Genomic DNA, 17383 nt, shown 5'->3' with positions numbered 1-17383 from the left:
GGCCAGGAACCTCAGGACGGTTCCTGGCCGTGGTCGAGCAGCACGCGGTCGGGCAGCGCGGTCGGGCAACACGCGAACGGACGGCACGGCGTGTCAGCCGATCCGGTCGTTCACCACCGAGTCCGAGTCGCCGCCCCACACGTCGTCGTCCTCGTGGAGCCAGGTGCTCGATTCCCGGTCCTGGGATTCCTGGCCCGCTCCGGCGCCGCCCATCCCGCCCATCGGCAGGAAGGGCATGCCCGTGCCGCCGGCGCGCGTGGCGCCGACGCCCGGCGCGCCTCCGGCCGGCATCACTCCGCCCCCGCCGCCGTACACGCCCCCGGACGTGCCGGGCCCGTACGACGAGGTGGGGCTGCCGTAGCTGTTCGTGGTGGGGACGGTCCCGGTGGGAACCGTGGATGCCGTCGTGGGCCGGTAGTCCTGCAAGTTGGTGTTCGTTCCCGAGCCGGGATTCTGGCCGTTCGGGTACTGGCCGTTCGGGTACTGGCCGTTCGGGTACTGACCGCCGGGATTCTGGCCGTTCGGATTCTGGCCATCCGGGTTCTGGCCGTTCGAGTCAGGCCCGGTCGGGGAGTCGGTCGGGGGGTAGCCGGGCGGATTCGTCCCGGGATAGCCGGGAGTGTTCGGTGTCGAGGGATCGGTCGACGGATCCAGGGCGCCGAAGGTGGGTCCTCCGGTGCCCGGACCTCCGGTCGGCATTCCGGACATATCGGTGTTTCCGTACGAGGCGGGGGTCAGGCCGCCCGTGTCACGGTTGCCGAACTGGGAGTAGTCGATCGGGTCGGGGTCTTCTTGCGGCATCTGCGGGGGGCGGATGTCCCGGAGCACCTTCTCCACCGTGTCCGGGATCATGATGTGGACGTGCGAGAGGTCGTCGCCGAACGTCTTCAGGTGGAGCCCCGCCAGCTCGTCCTGGGACCCCCAGTCCCCGGTGGCGCTGTCGCCCCCGTAGACGCCGGTGTAGACGCTGTAGAGGTCCGCGATGCTGTCGTTCCAGCTGCCGCCGGTCAGTCCACCCTGGTTGGCCCAGGTGGGCATGATCCCCTTCCAGCCGTCATTGACGAACGACTTGTGCTTGCTCACCACCGTCGCGAGGGCCGAGATGGGTTCGGCCATCTTCTTCAGCTTGTCGGCCAGCTCGCCCAGCGTCACATAGAGGATCCCGAGCGCTTGCTGGGCCTCGACCGAGGCAGGGCCCTCCCAGACCTCGGCGAGCTTGCGGGCCTGCGCCTCCAGCCCGTTCTTGGCGGTGGTGACCGCCGTGTGGGCGTCGTTGTAGGCGGTGGCCGCCTGCTCGATGCGCGTCTCGTCGAAGCCGTTGATGAAGGTGACGACCTCCTCGACGCTCCGGCCGCTCGTCTCGACGGTCCAGGGCATGCAGGCGGGCTTCAGCAGGTGGATCTCGCGCTTGTTCTCTCCCACGCCGATCAGACCTCGCCCTCGTTGGCGGCGTTGGTCACCTGATAGGTGCCGGCCCCGGCTTCCACCAGGGTGATCGCGGTGGCGAAGTTCTCCAGGACGTCCTCGTAGACGGTGATGAACTCCTGGTAGCTCTGTACCAGCGTGGCGGCGAAGGCGGCGCCACCCTGCCAGTTGTCGATGCTCAGCAGGTGGCGACGCACGTCGGAGAGGTCGCCGTAAACGCTGAGGTCGTTGATCGAGCCCTGGCGCTGGGTACGGCCCTCACCGCTGATGGGCTTCATCACCTCGCGCAGCTCTCCGGCGATGTTCGAGATCTTCTGGGCGTCGTACGTCACGCCGTCGCGTTCGGGTTCAAGCCCTGGCCAGTCGCCGGGCGGTTGTGTCTCTCCCACGAGCCTCCCCCTTGGCACTCGATCAAGCAGCTTACTCGGATGTTTCTTTGCCGTACAGAAAACACATAGTCAACATGCGTAACATTAGGCAATATGCAGACCCAGAAGGACCTTTATCAGGCACAGCGCTTGATGGCGCAGCGCCTGGGGATGGCTCTGGTGCAGGGGGAGCCGGATGTGCCGGAATCCCCCATGCGACGGCAGAACGTGGCGACGTTCGCGGGCCTGCTGATCGCGATCCTGATCGTCGCCGGGTTCGGGATCTGGGGGCTGCTCAGCCCGGGGAACGCCACCAAGCTGACCGCGGCCGGTCAACTGCTCATCGAGGAGGAGACCGGGGCCTCGTACGTCTACAACCAGCAGACCGGCCAGCTCCAGCCGGTGGCGAACTACGTTTCCGCACGCCTGATGCTCGACAGCGCCGACATCCAGGTCAGAACGGTGTCCGCGGAGTCGCTGGCCGGCTTCGCCCGTGGCCGGAAGGTGGGCATCCAGGGGGCGCCGGACTCGTTGCCCAAGCGGGATCGGCTGGTCAAGGCCCCGTGGTCGGCGTGCGTGACCGAGGGGGCCGATGCCTCCGGCCTGCCCAAGCCGTTCGTGACCCTCGTGGCCGGGACCGAGATCGGCGGGACGCCCGTGGGCGGCGAGGCGCTGCTCGTCAGCGACGGGCAGCAGAGCTGGGTGCTCTGGGCCAACCAGCGCCTCCGGGCGGCGAACGTGAGCCGGCTCAGCGACCAGACGCCACGTCGCGTGCCCACCTCGTGGATCAACGCCATCCCCGCGGGCGTCGACTTCGCGGCTCCCAAGGTCCCGCAGCACGGCAGGAAGGCGGCCGGCCCCGGCGGGAAGGCGGCCAGGGTCGGGCACGTGTACAAGGTGGCGTCCGTGGCGGGCTCGAACGAGCGCTGGTACGTCCTGCTGGCCGACGGCCTGGCGCCGATCAGCCACACCCAGGCGATGCTCCTGCTCCAGGACCCGGCCAGCAAGGCGGCCTACGGCAGGAGCCCGGTCCGCGAGACGCCGATCGACGCGGCGAGCGCCAACGCGATGAAGGCGTCCGCGCGCACCATGCTGAACAACGGCCTGCCGGCCACCATGCCGCGTTTCCGCGCGCCCGGCGTGTCGGCCCCGCTCTGCGCGGTGTACGCGAACACCGGGAAGGGCTCGACCAGGGCCGTGCTGACCACCGGCAGCAAGATCCGCATCCCGGCGCCGACGGTGCGCGCCGGCGCGGACAAGGTCGACCAGGTCCTGCTCCCGCCGGGCAGCGCGGTGCTGGCCGGCACCCTGCCGGGCGACGGGCAACTGTCGGCGGTGCAGCAGTTCTCGCTCATCACGGACCAGGGCAGGAGGTTCCGGCTGACCTCGGCGGACGCGATAGGCAAGCTGGGGTACGAGGCGACGGACGTCGCACCGGTGCCCGCCCACCTGCTGCGGCTGATCCCTGACGGCCCCGCTCTGGACCCGGCGGCCGCCAGGACACCCGTGCAGGAGGTCCAGGCGATCCAGCCGGCGCAGTGACGCCGCCTAGATCTGGAAGCCGCCGCCCTGCGTCATGGTTTCGTCGATCTGCGGGGTGAGGGTGGCCATGTCCTCGTCGTAGGTCATGCCGTCGTTGGTGAACGGGGTCGAGCCGCCGTTCTGCATGGTGGACATCTGGGTCGGCATCGCCTCGAGCGTGGGGAAGATCTTGCCGGTCATCTTGGACTGCTGCACGACGACGGCCAGGACCGCGGCCATGCCGCCGGCCACCATGAGGTGCCTCTTGGCCACAGTTCTGATCGTGGAGGTGGCGGCATTGCCCACGGCGGCGTCCGTGGTCTCCGCGGCGACAGCGGTGGCCGGGTTGAACCTCATGGCCATCTTCGCGATCCCCCACCCCAGCATGGCGAGGGCGACGGCCGAGCAGACGATGGCGCCGACACGGTAGAAGCCGGCCGCCGAGTCGACCGCCTGGCCGGTGTCGTCCCTGGCCGCATTGAGATCGTCGATCGAGTTCTTGAAGCTCGTATGGACGCTCTCGAAGGCGTCGAACGCGCTTCCTTCCCACGTCCCCTGATCCTTGAGCTGGGTCTTCAGCGCGTCGAGCTGCGCGCCCAGCGTCACGAGCTCTTCCGTCCGCCAGCCCGCAGCCGATTCCGTCATGCCCTCGGGATCGGAGATCATGGTGCCGATGGTGGCGGCGACGTAGAAGCCCCACGGTCTCCAGATCATGCCGGCCGCGACCAAGGCCGTGCTCGCGGCCGCCATGTAGGTTTCCTTGTAGATGCTCACAGGTCCTCCTGTCCGATCACCTGGGGTGCGATGTCCTCATCGCCGCCCCAGACGCCCTCGTCCTCGGAGAGCCCGACGGTCTTGTCCCGGTCGCGTTCCTGGTCGCCCGCTCCGCCCGCACCGCCCATCGGCATCATCGGCATCATCGGCACGCCCGGCGTGCCCGCCCCGCGCAGCCCCGCGCCGACGCCCGCGATGCCGGCGTTCGGGCCGATCCCCGCTCCCAGCCCGGCGCCGGATCCCCCGATGGAGCCAGGTCCCGTACGGGTGCCCAGGCCGGAGGGGTCCGCGGACGGCAGGTTGCCCGGCAGCTGCGGCGTCGTGGGCTGGTAGGACGACAGGTCGGTCTTGGCCGGGTTGAGCGCCGAGTCGATGCTGGGGACTCTCATGTCCGCTGGATCGGTGGTCGGCAGGTTCTGCTGGGGCAGGTCGGTGCCGGGCAGGTTCCCCGCCCCCGGGAGCTCGCCGCCGGGCAGCGTGCCGTCCGGCAGCGTCCCGTCGGGAAGGGTGCCGTCGGGGAGCGTGCCGTCAGGCAGCGTGCCGTCGGGGGGCCCGGGCAGGTCGGTGTCCGGCATGTCGGGCATGTCGCCCGCGCCGGTGGGCAGGTCCGGCTTCAGGCCGCCGAGATCCCCGGCACCGCCGAGGTTCCCCATGCCGCCGAGATCGCCCGCGCCACCGAGATCGCCTGCGCCACCGAGGTCGCCCAGCCCGTCACCGCTGTCGTCGTCGGCCTGCTGGTAGTTGCGATCGGCCGCCGTGAGGGCCGGCATCCAGGTCTCCAGCGCCCGGCGAGCCCTGGCCAGCGCCTCTTTCTGCTGGTTGATCGCGTCCCCGTGGACGCTCTGGATCCCCATGCCGATCACGCCGAAGTGCGGCCAGGGCACGCCCAGGCCGCCGGTCTGCCTCTCCAGAGCATCGACGCGGTCGACCTCCGGGCTGATCTTGCCGGCGCCGGCATCCAGCTCCTCCTTGGTGAAGGAGATGCCCGACGACATCTGGAATCCCTGGCTGCCGAAGTCCGGCACGTAGGGATTCGACCTGTTGTTCGTCATCCGATCACGGGGTCCGTTGTCTCGCAGCCGACTGTCCAGGCGCTCTTGTCTTCCGGCATGTACGTGCTCCGTTCCAGGTCACCGTGCTCGCCTCCGGCCCCGCCGCCCATGAACGGCAGGAAGGGCGCGCCGGCCGACGTCCCGCCGGCACCGCGGGAGCCGGACGAGGTCAGTGCGGTTTGGCCGGTGCCGATACCCGGCGAGCCGATCACCGCGGGGGTGCCCGGCGAACCGCCCACGGGCGCGGGGGCGTAACCGTACGACGGGCTGATCGTGGTGGTGGGAGGCGTGGCCGGAGAGGCGATCGTGGCGGTGGTCGGCTGGTAGCTCGCCATGTCCGTCTGGCGGGGATCCGTGCCGTTCGCGCCGTCGATGGTCGTCTTGTCGTCAGTGCCGATGACCGGCGGCACGGTGTCGTCGTCGCCGGTTCCCGTGACAGGGTTCTGCGCCTGCCCGGGATCCTCGGTCGTGGGCGCGTCCGGCGCCGGATCGACCGGGGCATCCGGGTTCTGCGGGTTCTCCGGGTTGTTCGAGCCGGGCGTGTCGGGGTCGGAGCCGCCCGGGTGGGTACCACCCGGGTTGGAGCCACCGGGATCGGATCCCCCAGGGTTGGAGCCGCCGGGAAGCGAACCGGTGCTGCCGCCGCCGGTGTTCGTCGTGCCGAATCCTCCCGAGCCACCGCCGTTGGAGCCGCCGCTGATCTCGCTCAGGGGCGTGCGGAAGGTGGGGCCCTGCGTCCCGGAGCCCGTGGGGTACTTCGGGTCCTGCGTGTCCACCGGGGCGGCGGGCAGGCTGACCGCGGGGAGCTCGTAGGAGACGCTGTGCGGCACCTCGATGTCGTAGATGCTGACGATCTTCTGGTTGAGCTCATAGAGCGCGCGCTGGGCCTTGGTGTTCTCCAGGCCCTCCCTGACGAGCTCCTCCTCGGAGGAGGTCATGGACCCGGCGGCCGGGACCGTCACCTCTTCGTCGACCTTGCCCTGCGTCTCCCTGAGGTGGGCCGCGTACGTCTGCAGCGCCCCGCCCATCATGGACAGCTTGGTGGACAGCTCGTTGCCGGAGGCGTGCAGCATCTCGAGCGCGTGGCGGGCCCGGGAGGCGTCCGGACCCTGCCAGACCTCGGCGATCTTGGGCGCGTGCTCCTCCAGAGCGGTGACGGCCTGCTCGATCTTGGTCGCCGCGTTCTGGTAGGTCTGCCCGGTGCCCTCGATGTAGAAGGGGTCGGTGTTCTGGAGCAGCGCCTTGATCTCGCTCTTGGTCTTCGTGACCCAGGTGCCCTCCGGCAGGTTGCCGAAGGACAGGATGGTGACGACCTCCCGCTCACCCATCAGACATCACCCTCGTTGGCCCGGCGAGCCCGGTCGTGGTTGTCCGCGCTGGCCTCCACGGCCTCGACCACGCTCTGGTAAGCCTCGATGAACTTCTGGTAGACCTCGGCGAACTTCCTGCCCGCGTTGCTCGATCCGACGGTCGAGGCAAGGGCCTGCGCGTCGTCCCACTGGCCGATCTGGGCGGCCGAGAGCTCGCCGTCCGTCGAGATCTGATTGACGTTCCCGTTGGGCCGCTCGCCGCCGCCGAGCATGGCGTCGAGGTTGATCCTCAATTCCTGTGCGATGGCCCGTATGCCGACCGGTGAGTTCTCGCGGCCGTCACCGAACAGGTTCGGATCGACAGACAGCGGATCGGTGCCCCCGTCCGTCGCATCCCTGCTTGTCATACCTCACCTCTAGCAGCAGAACTCTCGGCCACCGCGTCCGGCGATGACCGAGAGGGGATCAACGAGCCCGTGTCAGTCCGTCCAGATGCTGATGTTGCGCCGTTCGGCGCTCTCGTAGTTGCCCTTGGCGACGTTGACCGCCGACGCGGCCTGGAACAGCTGCTGGCCCATCGCCTTCTCGTGCTCGTTCCACCGGCGGCGCTTGTCCTCGAAGAAGGTCTCGGCCTCGCCCTCCCAGCTCGCGCCGAGCTCCTTCTTGATGTCGGCGTAGAGGTCGTCGGTGGCCCGGTCGAGCTCGGTGACGATCTTCTGGAGCTGCTCGTAGGCCTGCTCCATCGAGCCGAACCGGACGTAGGTGTAGTCGTCGGGCATCGTCATGGCGTTCTCCGTCCTGCTCAGCGGTTGGCGTTGATGAGGGAGTCGATACGACCGGCCTCGCCGGCCCCGACGAAGCCGCCGGCGATGTCCATGTTCTGGTCGGCGGCGTTCCGGTAGACGCCGGCGCCCATGTTCAGCCGGTCGTAGATGTCCTCGAGGATCTGGATGACTCCCCTGAACTCGCCGTCCCACTGCGTGAGGGCCGTGGCGAACTTCTGGGACGCGCCGCCCTTCCAGCCCTGAGTGGTGAGGTCGGCCTTGATCTGCTCGACCCGCTGCCGCATGCCCTCGATGTACTGGGCGGTCTCCTGGCAGTAGCCTGCCGCGTTCGTCAACTGAGTAGGGCTGGCCCCGTACAGTGCCACCTGGACCTCCAAGTCGGTATGGCGTTGCTGCTCCGGCGGGCGGTCACCCCTGAGTGGAACCGACTACCCCCGCGATCAACCTCAAATTGCATGTTAGCCACCAATAGCCCCGTAATTCCCAGTAATCACAGATTACGGATCAGTCGCGCCCCGGCGACTTTTGGATGAACGCCCTGCTGGACGGCCTACCATGCCCTGACAGGTGGCGAACCGCGGCGGTGGACGGACCACGTCAGAGGTCCATCCGGCGGCGGATCTGATTGAGCTGGCCCATGACGTCCGTGAACGCCTGCTCGTGGAGCGACTCCGCCTCCTTGAGCTTGCTGAGCGCGGCGTCGGGGTCGTTGACGTACTTCATCGGATCCTCGTCGTCGCCGAACAGCTCCCGCATGCCGGCGCTGAACTGCTTCTGGAAGTCCGCCGAGGCGTCCGCGATGGCCGTCTTGATCAGGTCGGCCAGCTCGCCCGAGGCCAGGCGCATCGCCTTGGGATGCAGCTCCAGCTCCCGTACGCCCTGGTGGTCGTACTCCACGGTGACCATGCCGTTCTCGTCCTGGGCGTGGCCGACGTACGAGCCCACGTCCCGCTGGAACCGCTCCAAGAGCCCGATCTGCTCGTCGGCGCCCTTCAGCAACTTGTCGATGTCGATGTTCGCGAAGTCGCCGAACTCCTGCATCCCACTACCTCTCTGAACAGATCAACCGGACAGCCCGCGCACCCACGTGTAGACCTCGAGCACGCCCAGCGCGAGCGGGAAAAGCTGCACGATCAGCACGACGTCCAGGATGTCGGCCGCGCGGCCCCAGAACGGCGAGGGTTTCCCCGTCGCCAGCCAGAGCCCGATGCCCACGCTCGTCAGCGCCAGCCACAGCACCCCGATGGCCACGGCCAGCGACCCGACGAGCTCACCGGAGCCGACCAGGGACAGCGCGAGCATGGCGAAGCCCGCCAGGCCCGAACCGATGAGCCAGATCCGCTGGCCGAGCCCGCGGAAGACCCGGGCCCGCATGATGAGCGTGAGCGACAGCGACACCATCATGACGACCGGGACCCAGCCGTCGGCGAACACCAGCAGCAGCTGCGCGACCAGCGCGGACAGGCCGATCGCCGCGATCATGCCGGTGGCGTAGCGCTGTGCGCCCCTGGTGCGCTCCTGGATGGCCGCGGCGTCCAGGCGCTGGTTGTCGCTGCGGAGTTCCTCCGCGGTCGTCGGCATGGCCGGCAGCGGCACCTTGGCGAGCTTGAACGCCAAGGTGGGTATCAGCGGGCTGAACGCCAGCAACACCGCGATGGCCACCGCCGCCACTCCGGCGGGCGGCAACGGCCACACCATCACGACCGCGGAGCAGATCCCCGCGACCGTGGCGGCGACGGCCGTGCCGAGGAAGCCGGCGACGCCGTCGGAGATCAGCGCCCCGGCGACCGCCGCCACCAGCGCCGTGCAGGCCAGCGCCGCCAGCAGGTGCGGCACGCCGAACCCGAGCGGGGTCCCGCCTGGGGCGAACAGGCCTGCGACGAACCCGTACGGCAGTGCCGCGTGCCCGATCAGGGCCCCGGCCATCGAGTCGCCGACCGCCCTGGACAGCAGCGTGCCGGTGACGACCAGCAGCAGTGCCAGCAGCCCGGCCACGATCGTGACGATAAGACCTGACATGCCGGACATGGCCAGGCCGAACCCGCCCAGGACGAGCAGTCCGACCGCGCCGCCGGCGCCCACGATCCTGGTGTGCTTGGCCGACCAGACGCCGCCCTCGCGCACCCCGCCGGCGACCACGTCCGCCACGTCGTCATAGTGCGCGGGCGGCATGATCGCCTCGCGGGGCCTGAGGTAGAGGATCTCGCCGTCGAGCACGCCCAGCGCGCCGAGGCTCTGCCCCAGATCGAGCGGCGCCCCGCCCAGCCGCTGCAGCGCCCACCCGGGAGCGGCCGCCGCCTCGCCGCCCACCTCTCCCAGCGCGCGCAGCAGGCCGGGAAGCACGTTCGGCAGCGGGACGTCGGCGGGCAGCGCCAGGTCGGCCCTGCGCCGCGGGCCGACGATCGTCACGTGGCACTGGGTCGGCAGCGGCATGGGAACCTGCGCCAGGGCACCCTGCTGGAACGGCCCTTGAGGCGGCGGACCAGGGGGTCCGGGATACCCGGGCGGCGGGCCCTGCCTCATCGGCGGACCCGGCGGACCGAGTGGAGGCCCCTGAACGATTTGTCCCATCTCAACTCTCCGGTCCCACCAGTGGTTCACGGACAACAGAGAACATATCTGGTCTTTTCTGATAAGAACGTCTCGATGAGCATCGTCGTCGTACGTCGCCCAGAACGCCGCCCCGGCCCCAAGCCCCCGCGTGGCGAAATTCTGATCGAGTCGCCTCCCGAAATCCCCGAAGTCCAGGGCCAGGGCTTCGCGCTGGTCCTCACCTACCTCCCCATGGGAGCGGGGGCGGCCGCGATGGCCTTGATGTTCACCTCCTTCGGCAACGCCAACCCGATCATGTACGTGGCCAGCGGCCTGTTCGCGCTGTCCATGATCGGCATGACGCTGGGCCAGATGGGCCGCCAGTCGGGCGAGCGGAAATACCGGCTCAACGGCGCCCGCCGCGACTACTTCCGATACCTGAGCCAGATCCGCAAGCGGACCAGGCGCGCGGCCCGCCAGCAACGCGAGGCCCTGGAGTGGAGTGGTCCCGAGCCCGACGCCCTGTGGTGGATCGCCATGAGCCCCCGGCTGTGGGAACGGCGCCCCCGCGACGAGGACTTCGCGACCGTACGCCTGGGCACCGGCGTCCAGAAGCTGGCCGTCCAGCTCATCCCGCCGGACTCCAAGCCCGTCGAGGACCTGGACGCGCTGTCGGCCGGCGCGCTGCGCAGGTTCATCCGGGCCCATTCGACGGTCGCCGAGCTGCCCGTCGCCGTGGCGCTCGGCTCGTTCGCCCGGATCCGGGTGAACGGCGACCCGGTCGCCGTGCGCGACCTGCTACGCGCGATGATCGCCCAGCTGACCGTGTTCCACTCGCCCGACGACATGCGCATCATGGTGTGCGCCGGGGCGGAGTGGATGCCCCACTGGGAATGGGTCAAGTGGCTGCCGCACGCGCTGCATCCCGAGGAGGTGGACGCGGCCGGGCAGGTGCGGCTGATGGCGGAGAATCTGGCCGAGCTGGACCGGCTGGTCGGGGGCGAGCTCAAGGAACGCGCCCGGTTCCGGCCGGGAGCGGCGGCGGACACGTTGCCGTACCACGTGCTCATCGTGGACGGCGGGCACGTGCCGCACGACTCCCAGCTCGGCGGCGACGCCATCCAGGGCGTGACGGTGATCGACCTGTCCGGCTCGACCTCCGACGTGGCGGAGCAGTTCACGTTGCGCCTGGACGTCCACCCCGACGGGTTCCACATGGTGAAGATCGACCATGCGGGCAAGGAGCACCGGACCCGGTTCGGCGACCCCGACAGCCTCGACTACATGCGGGCGGAGGGCCTGGCCAGACAGCTCGCGCCGCTGCGGGCCTCGGCGGCCTCCGGCGGCGAGGCCGAAGACGTGCTGGCGGTCAACACCACGCTGACCGAGCTCCTGGGCGTCGGCGACCCGGCCCTCCTGGACCCGACGGTCACCTGGCGCCCGCGAGCCGGCCGCAACAGACTGCGCGTGCCGCTCGGGCTCGGGGCCGACGGCCGGGTGGTGGAGCTGGACATCAAGGAGTCGGCGCAGGGCGGCATGGGCCCGCACGGGCTGGTGATCGGGGCCACCGGCTCCGGCAAGAGCGAGCTGCTGCGCACGCTGGTGCTGGGGCTGGCCGTCACGCATTCCCCGGAGATCCTCAACTTCGTCCTGGTCGACTTCAAGGGCGGCGCGACCTTCCTGGGCCTGGACTCGCTCGCCCACGTCTCCGCGGTCATCACCAACCTGGAGGACGAGCTGCCGCTGGTCGACCGCATGCACGACGCGCTGCACGGCGAGATGGTGCGCAGGCAGGAGCTGCTGCGCGCGGCGGGCAACTTCGCCTCGTTGCGCGACTACGAGCGGGCCAGGGAGCAGGGGGCGGAGCTGGCGCCGCTGCCGACGCTGTTCGTGGTGCTCGACGAGTTCAGCGAGCTGCTGACGGCCAAGCCGGAGTTCATCGACCTGTTCGTGATGATCGGCCGCCTGGGCCGCTCGCTCGGCGTGCACCTGCTGCTGGCCTCGCAACGGCTGGAGGAGGGGCGGCTGCGCGGCCTGGACACGCACCTGTCGTACCGGATCGGCCTGCGCACGTTCTCCGCGATGGAGAGCCGGGTCGTGCTGGGCGTGGCCGACGCGTACGAGCTGCCCTCGGCGCCCGGCAACGCCTACCTCAAGTACGACACCTCGGGCATGACCAGGTTCAAGGCCGCCTACGTCTCGGGCCCCTACCAGGGCGACGGCCGCCGCGGCGGCGCCGACGACGGCCACACCATCCTGCGCCAGGTCGTCGAGTACGGCTCGGCCTACATGCCGCTGCCCGTCGTGCCGCAGCCGCCTAAAGAGACCCCGTCCGTGGAGATGGACGAGCGCGGCCAGCAGGACAGCCTGCTCGACATCGTCGTCCAGCGGCTGGCCGGACACGGCCCGGCGGCCCATCGCATCTGGCTGCCCCCGCTCGACCAGTCGCCCACGCTCACCCACCTGCTGCCGCCGCTGTCGGTCACGCCGGAGCTCGGCCTGTCCACGCCCGGCTGGGACGGCAGGGGCAAGCTGCACGCCGTCATCGGGATCATCGACCGGCCGTTCGAGCAGCGGCGGGATCCGTACTGGCTGGATCTGTCCGGGGCGGCCGGGCACATCGGCGTGGCCGGCGGGCCGCAGAGCGGCAAGACCAACGTGCTGCGCACGCTGATCGCCGGCATGGCGCTCACCCACACACCGCGCGAGGTGCAGTTCTACTGCCTGGACTTCGGCGGCGGCGGCCTGGCGGCGCTGGAGGGGCTGCCGCACGTGGGCGGCGTCACCAGCAGGCTGGACGCCGACCGGGTACGCAGGACCGTCGCCGAGGTCTCCGGGATCCTGCGGCAGCGGGAGCGGGGCTTCGCCGAGGCCGGCATCGAGTCCATGGCCACCTACCGGCGGATGGTCGCCGACGGCAGCATCCAGAGCGACGGCTGGGGCGACGTGTTCCTGGTCATCGACGGGTGGCTGACGATCAGGCAGGACTTCGAGAGCCTGGAGGCCGTGATCACCGATCTGGCGGCGCGCGGGCTCGGCTACGGCATCCACGTCGTCACCACGACGAACAAGTGGTCGGAGTTCCGGCCGGCCATCAGGGACCTGTTCGGCACCAGGATCGAGTTCAAGCTGGGCGACGCGTACGAGTCGGAGATCAGCAGGAAGGCGTCGCTCGCGGTGCCGGAAGGGGCGCCAGGGCGCGGCTTGACCAGGGACGGCATGCATTTCCTCACGACGCTGCCGCGGATCGACGGCCAGCGCACCTCCGAGGACGTCTCCGAGGGGCTGCGGTCGCTGGTGGAGATCGTACGAGAGTCCTGGCAGGGACCCTCGGCGCCGCCGGTGCGCCTGCTGCCCGCGCTGCTGCCCGCGGCATCCCTGCCGGGACAGGACCAGACGGGCCCGCAGCGCATCGCGATCGGCATCGACGAGGACTCCCTCTCACCCGTCATGATCGACTTCGACGCCGACCCGCACTTCATCGTGTTCGGCGACAACGAGTGCGGCAAGTCCAACGTGCTCAAGCTCATCATGGAGGGGGTGGTCCGGAGGAAGACGCCGCGCGAGGCCATGATGATCGTGATCGACTACCGGCGCTCGCTGCTGGACACGGCGGTGACCGAGCACCGCATCGGCTACGCCGCCTCCAGCACCGCGGCCGCCGAGCTCATCCAGGACGCCCGCTCGGCCCTGCTCAAGCGCCTGCCCCCGGCCGACCTCACGCCGGAGCAGCTGCGCAGCCGGAGCTGGTGGCAGGGCTCGGACCTGTACATCGTCGTGGACGACTACGACCTCGTGGCCACCTCGAACAACCCGCTGGCGCCGCTGACCGAGCTGCTGCCGCAGGCCCGCGACATCGGCCTGCACCTCGTGCTGGCCAGGCAGAGCGGTGGCGCCAGCCGCGCCATGTACGACCAGGCCGTCCAGCGCATGAAGGAGATGGCCGGCCCGGCGCTGATCATGTCGGGCAACAGGGACGAGGGTCAGCTCTTCGGCAACATACGCCCGCAGCAGCTGCCCGTGGGGCGCGGCTTCTACGTCGACAGGAAGTACGGCGCGCGTCTGATCCAGACCGCTTACCTGGAACAGCCGTAGCATCCGTGAAGGTGTCAATCATGATCGCGTTTCGCGTTCTCACAGACGGTCGGGGAGCCCCATGAGCTACGTGGACGTGCACGTCCAAGCACTCGAGGAATGCGGGCGGCAGGCCCACAGGGTGAAGAACATGCTCGACTTCGACGACGCGTTCGTGAACACCGACGTCACCCCGCCACGGGGCGACACCGGGACCGCCATCTTCGGGGAGCTCGAAGGCGCCACCGAACTGGCCGCCAAGATCGACGCGGTCTGGGAATCGGTCAGGGCCGAGCTCGGTGAGGGGCGCAACCGCATGGCGAACGTCGAGCGCGCGCTCGGCCAGGTCGCCGCCAACTTCCGCGGCGCCGAAACGGGATCCGGCGCATGAGCGTCGTCGAGAGCCTGGCGGCGCTGAAGACCCAGGTCGACGGCGACCCGGCGGCGATCAGGAACATCGCCGCCGGCCTGCGGTCGATCGGCGGGCACGTCTCCACCTCCACGAACCAGCTCGCCAGGAGCGTCACCGAGGTGGGCAAGGCCTGGCAGGGCGACTCGGCCGTCGCCTTCGCCGACCACATGGCGGCCTACCCCCGGGCCGGCCAGGACCTGAACGGGGCCCTCTCCTCCTGCGCCACCGCGCTCGACACCGCCGCCACCAAGCTGGAATCGGCCTACACCACGGTCAGCGGGCTGCATGACGCCGCGGTCTCGGCGCAGAACGAGTACAAGCGCGACCACCGCGACGCCACGCAGGCCGAGATCGACGACTACGTCAAGGACAAGCTCGGCGACCCGGTCACCACCGCCGGCCAGGCCGTCACCGAAGCCGGGAACGCCCTGTCCACCGCCACGACGGCGCTCAGCGGTCAGCTCGGCGAGGAAGGGTTCGGCTTCTTCAGGGGCATCCGGCAGCCCGGCGGCGCCGACTTCCTGCCGGGGGACCACAAGGTGGACTGGCAGAAGATCACCGGCTATTCCCCCACCAGGCTCGCCTCGGCGGACGGCCCCGGCGGCCTCCACCCCGACCTTGCGGGAGGCGGAGGCGGCGGCGGAGGTGGGGGCGGCGGTGGTGGCGGGGGTGCCGGCGCGCCGTCGTCGTACGGCAACGCCCCGGCGCCCAAGGGCCAGGTGGTCGACTGGATCAAGCAGGCTCTCACGATCATCAAGTCGCCCGAGATGGCCGCGATCATGAGGCGGCGGGGCCTGGACGTGAGCGACCTGGACCCGAACGACCCCAAGGACATCCAGCGCATCTGGACGGTCATCTACCACGAGTCCGGCGGCAACCCCAACGCGATCAACAACTGGGACATCAACGCCAAGAACGGCGTGCCGTCCCAGGGTCTGATGCAGACCATCCCGCCCACCTTCAACGCGCACGCCCTGCCCGGTTACGGCCAGATCCGGGAGCCGGTGGACAACATCATCGCCGGCGTCCTGTACACCTACAGCCGCTACGGCGATCTCGGCGGCCATCCGGGCATCTCATCCCTGGAAAGGGGAGGCGGCTACCGGCCCTACTGAAGCCAGGAAAGATCAGGTTACGCATGCATTAATTCTGATCTTATATTGCGTACTACCTGGTTAAAGGCCCATTTGGTGGGATTGTGCCGGTGTACAAAGATCGAGTGTCGACTCCATATTCGCCGAGCGCCTCGACGACACCCGAACCGACTCCGTCGGCGTCACCGTCCCCATCGGGAACCCCCACCCCGACGGTAACCACCACCCCGTCCCCATCGGGAACCCCCACCCCGTCGCCATCGGGGACCCCCACCCCGTCGCCATCGGTGACCCCCACCACGAGCCCGTCCGGAACAGCCACGCCGAGCCCGTCGCTGGTCAGCCCGTGCCCCCACTCTCCGAAGTGCCCGCCGCCCGTGTGCCTGCCGCCCTCGTTGCGGCCCACCACGGCGCCCACGAACGCCAACGAGCCCGCCAACACCTCCAGAGAGCGTGAGAACCCCGGCGGCTCGTCGGACCTTCCCGGGTACGAGACCCAGGCCGGCTACCTCGACGCGTTCGCCGGGGCCATGAGCGCCACGGCTCAGGGCGTCGGCCTCGTCAGGGACCGGACCCCCCGCTTCGAGGGCTGGAACCTGGCCCCCCTCGCCGGTGTCCCCATCGTCGGCCTGGCGTTCGTCGGCCGGTTCAACCGCATCTCCGACACCTGGGGGGACAGCGCGGGGATCCTGCACGGCGTCCTCGCCGCCGACAGCGGCAAGATCACCAGGTCGGCACAGAACTACCGGAACGCGGAAAACCCCGGCGGAGACAACTGAGAAGGACGCATGTCGACTCCATCGAACCAGCCGCCGAGGCTGATCATCCCCGGTCAGGGCACCGCCCCGCAGGCCACGCAGCAGCTCCACATAGCCAACTCCAACGGCACCGTCGCGAGGACCGTCCAGGTGCCGCCCGCCGCCGCGCGTACCGACCCGGGCTTCTACAAACGCCTGGTCACCCAGCTGAACCCGCTCCGGCAGAGCACCCGGGGGGCCATGCTGATGTCCGGGCTGGGCGTGGCGGCGCTCGGCCTGGACGTCGCGGCCACGCTCAATCTCGGCAACCCGTTCCTGTTCTACGACAGGCGGGAGACCTGGAAGGAGATGTCCGGCTCGCTGGAGGGCAACAGGTCGAACCTGTGGCGCGGCTACTTCGACAACGTCTCGCCGCACTGGAAGGGCCATGCGTCCGAGATGCTCCAGCAGTACATCAGGTTCAACGTCAACGGCCTGTTCGGCCAGCTCGGCAAGGTCAGCGACGACATGAGCAGCACCATGCACAGCCAGTTCAAGGAGGTGCTCGAGTACGACCTGTCGGTCTTCGGCCTGTACGCCGCCTCGGCACCGGTCCTCAGAACCCTGACCTCCTTGAGCGCGCACCCCGTGGGACGGGCCGCCCTCATGACCCAGGTCGGCGTCTTCATGGGTGCGCTCGGCAACCTGGTCAAGCAGTTCGGCGACATCTACCTCGCCAACGAAGGCAGCCTCAACAGCCTGGAGCTGCGGCTCAACGACCTGAGGGGCGCCTTCTACCAGTCCGGCAACCCGGACCTGGGGCCGCGCGACCTCAACCTCGCCTCCACCATCGACGACCCGGACAGGGTGCAGGACCTCTGGGTCCCGGCCACGGAGAACGAATGAAAGAGATCAACGCCTTCGCCGAAGGCAGGGAAGGCGACCTCGCGGGCCTGCTGCGGGAGATCAACGACTGGACCGGCACGCTCGCGAGCAGGATGGACGACCTGGCCCGGGAGCACCTGGAGGGCGCCGACGCCGGCGGGGTCGTACGCGCCCGGGTCTCCGGCGCCGGCCGCCTGCTCGGGCTGAGCATCGACGGGCGCGGCCTGCGCGACCTCGACCACGTCCAGCTCGCCGAGGCCGTCAAGGAGGCGATCGGCGCGGCCCACGCCGCCATGGGCGAGCGTCTGACGGAGCTGACGGCCGAGCTCTCCGGCCTGGAGGCGTCCGGGCGAGCGGCACAGGACCCGCTGGCGCCGCACGTCCAGCGAGTGATGCGGGAGGGATGAGCCGTGC

Annotated in this window: 17 protein-coding genes; 7 read left to right on the top strand and 10 right to left on the bottom strand. The window is 69.8% G+C overall.

All coding sequences use genetic code 11. The features are described 5' to 3' along the window. Nucleotides 1-93 precede the first annotated feature (93 nt). On the bottom strand, nt 94-1422 hold the full coding sequence (locus ACBJ59_RS45350; RefSeq protein WP_375116286.1) for a WXG100 family type VII secretion target: 1329 nt from the start codon (nt 1420-1422) through the stop codon (nt 94-96). Between the two features lie 5 nt (nt 1423-1427). Next, nucleotides 1428-1814 carry a hypothetical protein gene (locus tag ACBJ59_RS45345; protein WP_375116285.1) on the bottom strand — a complete coding sequence of 129 codons (387 nt, stop codon included), beginning with the start codon at nt 1812-1814 and terminating at the stop codon, nt 1428-1430. A 93-nt stretch (nt 1815-1907) separates the two neighbouring features. Here ACBJ59_RS45345 and eccB point away from each other — a divergent pair, with 93 nt between their 5' ends. After that, the gene (eccB, locus tag ACBJ59_RS45340; RefSeq protein WP_375116284.1) at nt 1908-3335 is read left to right on the top strand and encodes a type VII secretion protein EccB; all 1428 of its coding nucleotides are present in this window, start codon (nt 1908-1910) and stop codon (nt 3333-3335) included. 6 nt (nt 3336-3341) lie between these two features. Here the strand turns inward: eccB and ACBJ59_RS45335 are convergent, their stop codons facing one another. From ACBJ59_RS45335 to eccD, 8 genes are all read right to left on the bottom strand, one after another. Continuing rightward, nucleotides 3342-4088, bottom strand: a complete 747-nt coding sequence (locus ACBJ59_RS45335; RefSeq protein WP_375116283.1) for a WXG100 family type VII secretion target — start codon at nt 4086-4088, stop codon at nt 3342-3344. Beyond that, nucleotides 4085-5140, bottom strand: a complete 1056-nt coding sequence (locus ACBJ59_RS45330; protein WP_375116282.1) for a hypothetical protein — start codon at nt 5138-5140, stop codon at nt 4085-4087. The genes ACBJ59_RS45335 and ACBJ59_RS45330 overlap by 4 nt, the downstream gene beginning before the upstream one ends. Continuing rightward, nucleotides 5137-6468 carry a hypothetical protein gene (locus ACBJ59_RS45325; RefSeq protein WP_375116281.1) on the bottom strand — a complete coding sequence of 444 codons (1332 nt, stop codon included), beginning with the start codon at nt 6466-6468 and terminating at the stop codon, nt 5137-5139. Before ACBJ59_RS45325 ends, ACBJ59_RS45330 begins: the two co-directional genes overlap by 4 nt. After that, nucleotides 6468-6857, bottom strand: a complete 390-nt coding sequence (locus ACBJ59_RS45320; RefSeq protein WP_375116280.1) for a hypothetical protein — start codon at nt 6855-6857, stop codon at nt 6468-6470. Before ACBJ59_RS45320 ends, ACBJ59_RS45325 begins: the two co-directional genes overlap by 1 nt. A 72-nt stretch (nt 6858-6929) precedes the next feature. Next, nucleotides 6930-7235 carry a WXG100 family type VII secretion target gene (locus ACBJ59_RS45315; protein WP_375116279.1) on the bottom strand — a complete coding sequence of 102 codons (306 nt, stop codon included), beginning with the start codon at nt 7233-7235 and terminating at the stop codon, nt 6930-6932. A 17-nt stretch (nt 7236-7252) separates the two neighbouring features. After that, nucleotides 7253-7570 carry a WXG100 family type VII secretion target gene (locus ACBJ59_RS45310; protein ID WP_375116278.1) on the bottom strand — a complete coding sequence of 106 codons (318 nt, stop codon included), beginning with the start codon at nt 7568-7570 and terminating at the stop codon, nt 7253-7255. 262 nt (nt 7571-7832) lie between these two features. Beyond that, on the bottom strand, nt 7833-8276 hold the full coding sequence (locus ACBJ59_RS45305) for a YbaB/EbfC family nucleoid-associated protein (protein WP_375116277.1): 444 nt from the start codon (nt 8274-8276) through the stop codon (nt 7833-7835). A gap of 21 nt (nt 8277-8297) precedes the next feature. Further along, nucleotides 8298-9668 carry a type VII secretion integral membrane protein EccD gene (eccD, locus tag ACBJ59_RS45300; RefSeq protein ID WP_375116276.1) on the bottom strand — a complete coding sequence of 457 codons (1371 nt, stop codon included), beginning with the start codon at nt 9666-9668 and terminating at the stop codon, nt 8298-8300. A gap of 213 nt (nt 9669-9881) precedes the next feature. Between eccD and eccCa the strand changes: the two genes are divergently transcribed. From eccCa to ACBJ59_RS45270, 6 genes are all read left to right on the top strand, one after another. Next, a complete protein-coding gene (eccCa, locus tag ACBJ59_RS45295; RefSeq protein WP_375116275.1) occupies nt 9882-13862 on the top strand; it encodes a type VII secretion protein EccCa in 3981 nt (1326 codons plus the stop codon). 61 nt (nt 13863-13923) lie between these two features. Beyond that, nucleotides 13924-14232, top strand: coding sequence for a hypothetical protein (locus ACBJ59_RS45290; protein WP_375116274.1), 309 nt, complete (start codon nt 13924-13926; stop codon nt 14230-14232). Further along, entirely contained in the window at nt 14229-15368 is a 1140-nt protein-coding gene (locus tag ACBJ59_RS45285) for a WXG100 family type VII secretion target (protein WP_375116273.1), read from the top strand. The genes ACBJ59_RS45290 and ACBJ59_RS45285 overlap by 4 nt, the downstream gene beginning before the upstream one ends. 266 nt (nt 15369-15634) lie before the next feature. Further along, complete coding sequence (locus ACBJ59_RS45280) at nt 15635-16126, top strand: hypothetical protein (protein ID WP_375116272.1); 492 nt, start codon at nt 15635-15637, stop codon at nt 16124-16126. A gap of 9 nt (nt 16127-16135) precedes the next feature. After that, nucleotides 16136-16990 (top strand): hypothetical protein, encoded by an 855-nt coding sequence (locus ACBJ59_RS45275; protein WP_375116271.1) that lies wholly within the window; start codon nt 16136-16138, stop codon nt 16988-16990. Beyond that, nucleotides 16987-17376 (top strand): YbaB/EbfC family nucleoid-associated protein, encoded by a 390-nt coding sequence (locus ACBJ59_RS45270; RefSeq protein WP_375116270.1) that lies wholly within the window; start codon nt 16987-16989, stop codon nt 17374-17376. Before ACBJ59_RS45275 ends, ACBJ59_RS45270 begins: the two co-directional genes overlap by 4 nt. The last annotated feature ends 7 nt before the right edge of the window (nt 17377-17383 follow it).

This window comes from Nonomuraea sp. MTCD27 (assembly GCF_041950495.1).
Taxonomy (GTDB): Bacteria; Actinomycetota; Actinomycetes; order Streptosporangiales; family Streptosporangiaceae; genus Nonomuraea.
This window is presented reverse-complemented; position numbering and strand designations above follow the sequence as displayed.

Coding starts and splice junctions, on each gene's coding strand:
- eccB (WP_375116284.1), top strand. CDS start 1,908: ATGCAGACCCAGAAGGACCTTTATCAGGCACAGCGCTTGATGGCGCAG.
- ACBJ59_RS45330 (WP_375116282.1), bottom strand. CDS start 5,140: ATGACGAACAACAGGTCGAATCCCTACGTGCCGGACTTCGGCAGCCAG.
- ACBJ59_RS45325 (WP_375116281.1), bottom strand. CDS start 6,468: ATGGGTGAGCGGGAGGTCGTCACCATCCTGTCCTTCGGCAACCTGCCG.
- ACBJ59_RS45320 (WP_375116280.1), bottom strand. CDS start 6,857: ATGACAAGCAGGGATGCGACGGACGGGGGCACCGATCCGCTGTCTGTC.
- ACBJ59_RS45315 (WP_375116279.1), bottom strand. CDS start 7,235: ATGACGATGCCCGACGACTACACCTACGTCCGGTTCGGCTCGATGGAG.
- ACBJ59_RS45305 (WP_375116277.1), bottom strand. CDS start 8,276: ATGCAGGAGTTCGGCGACTTCGCGAACATCGACATCGACAAGTTGCTG.
- eccD (WP_375116276.1), bottom strand. CDS start 9,668: ATGCCGCTGCCGACCCAGTGCCACGTGACGATCGTCGGCCCGCGGCGC.
- eccCa (WP_375116275.1), top strand. CDS start 9,882: ATGAGCATCGTCGTCGTACGTCGCCCAGAACGCCGCCCCGGCCCCAAG.
- ACBJ59_RS45290 (WP_375116274.1), top strand. CDS start 13,924: ATGAGCTACGTGGACGTGCACGTCCAAGCACTCGAGGAATGCGGGCGG.
- ACBJ59_RS45285 (WP_375116273.1), top strand. CDS start 14,229: ATGAGCGTCGTCGAGAGCCTGGCGGCGCTGAAGACCCAGGTCGACGGC.
- ACBJ59_RS45275 (WP_375116271.1), top strand. CDS start 16,136: ATGTCGACTCCATCGAACCAGCCGCCGAGGCTGATCATCCCCGGTCAG.
- ACBJ59_RS45270 (WP_375116270.1), top strand. CDS start 16,987: ATGAAAGAGATCAACGCCTTCGCCGAAGGCAGGGAAGGCGACCTCGCG.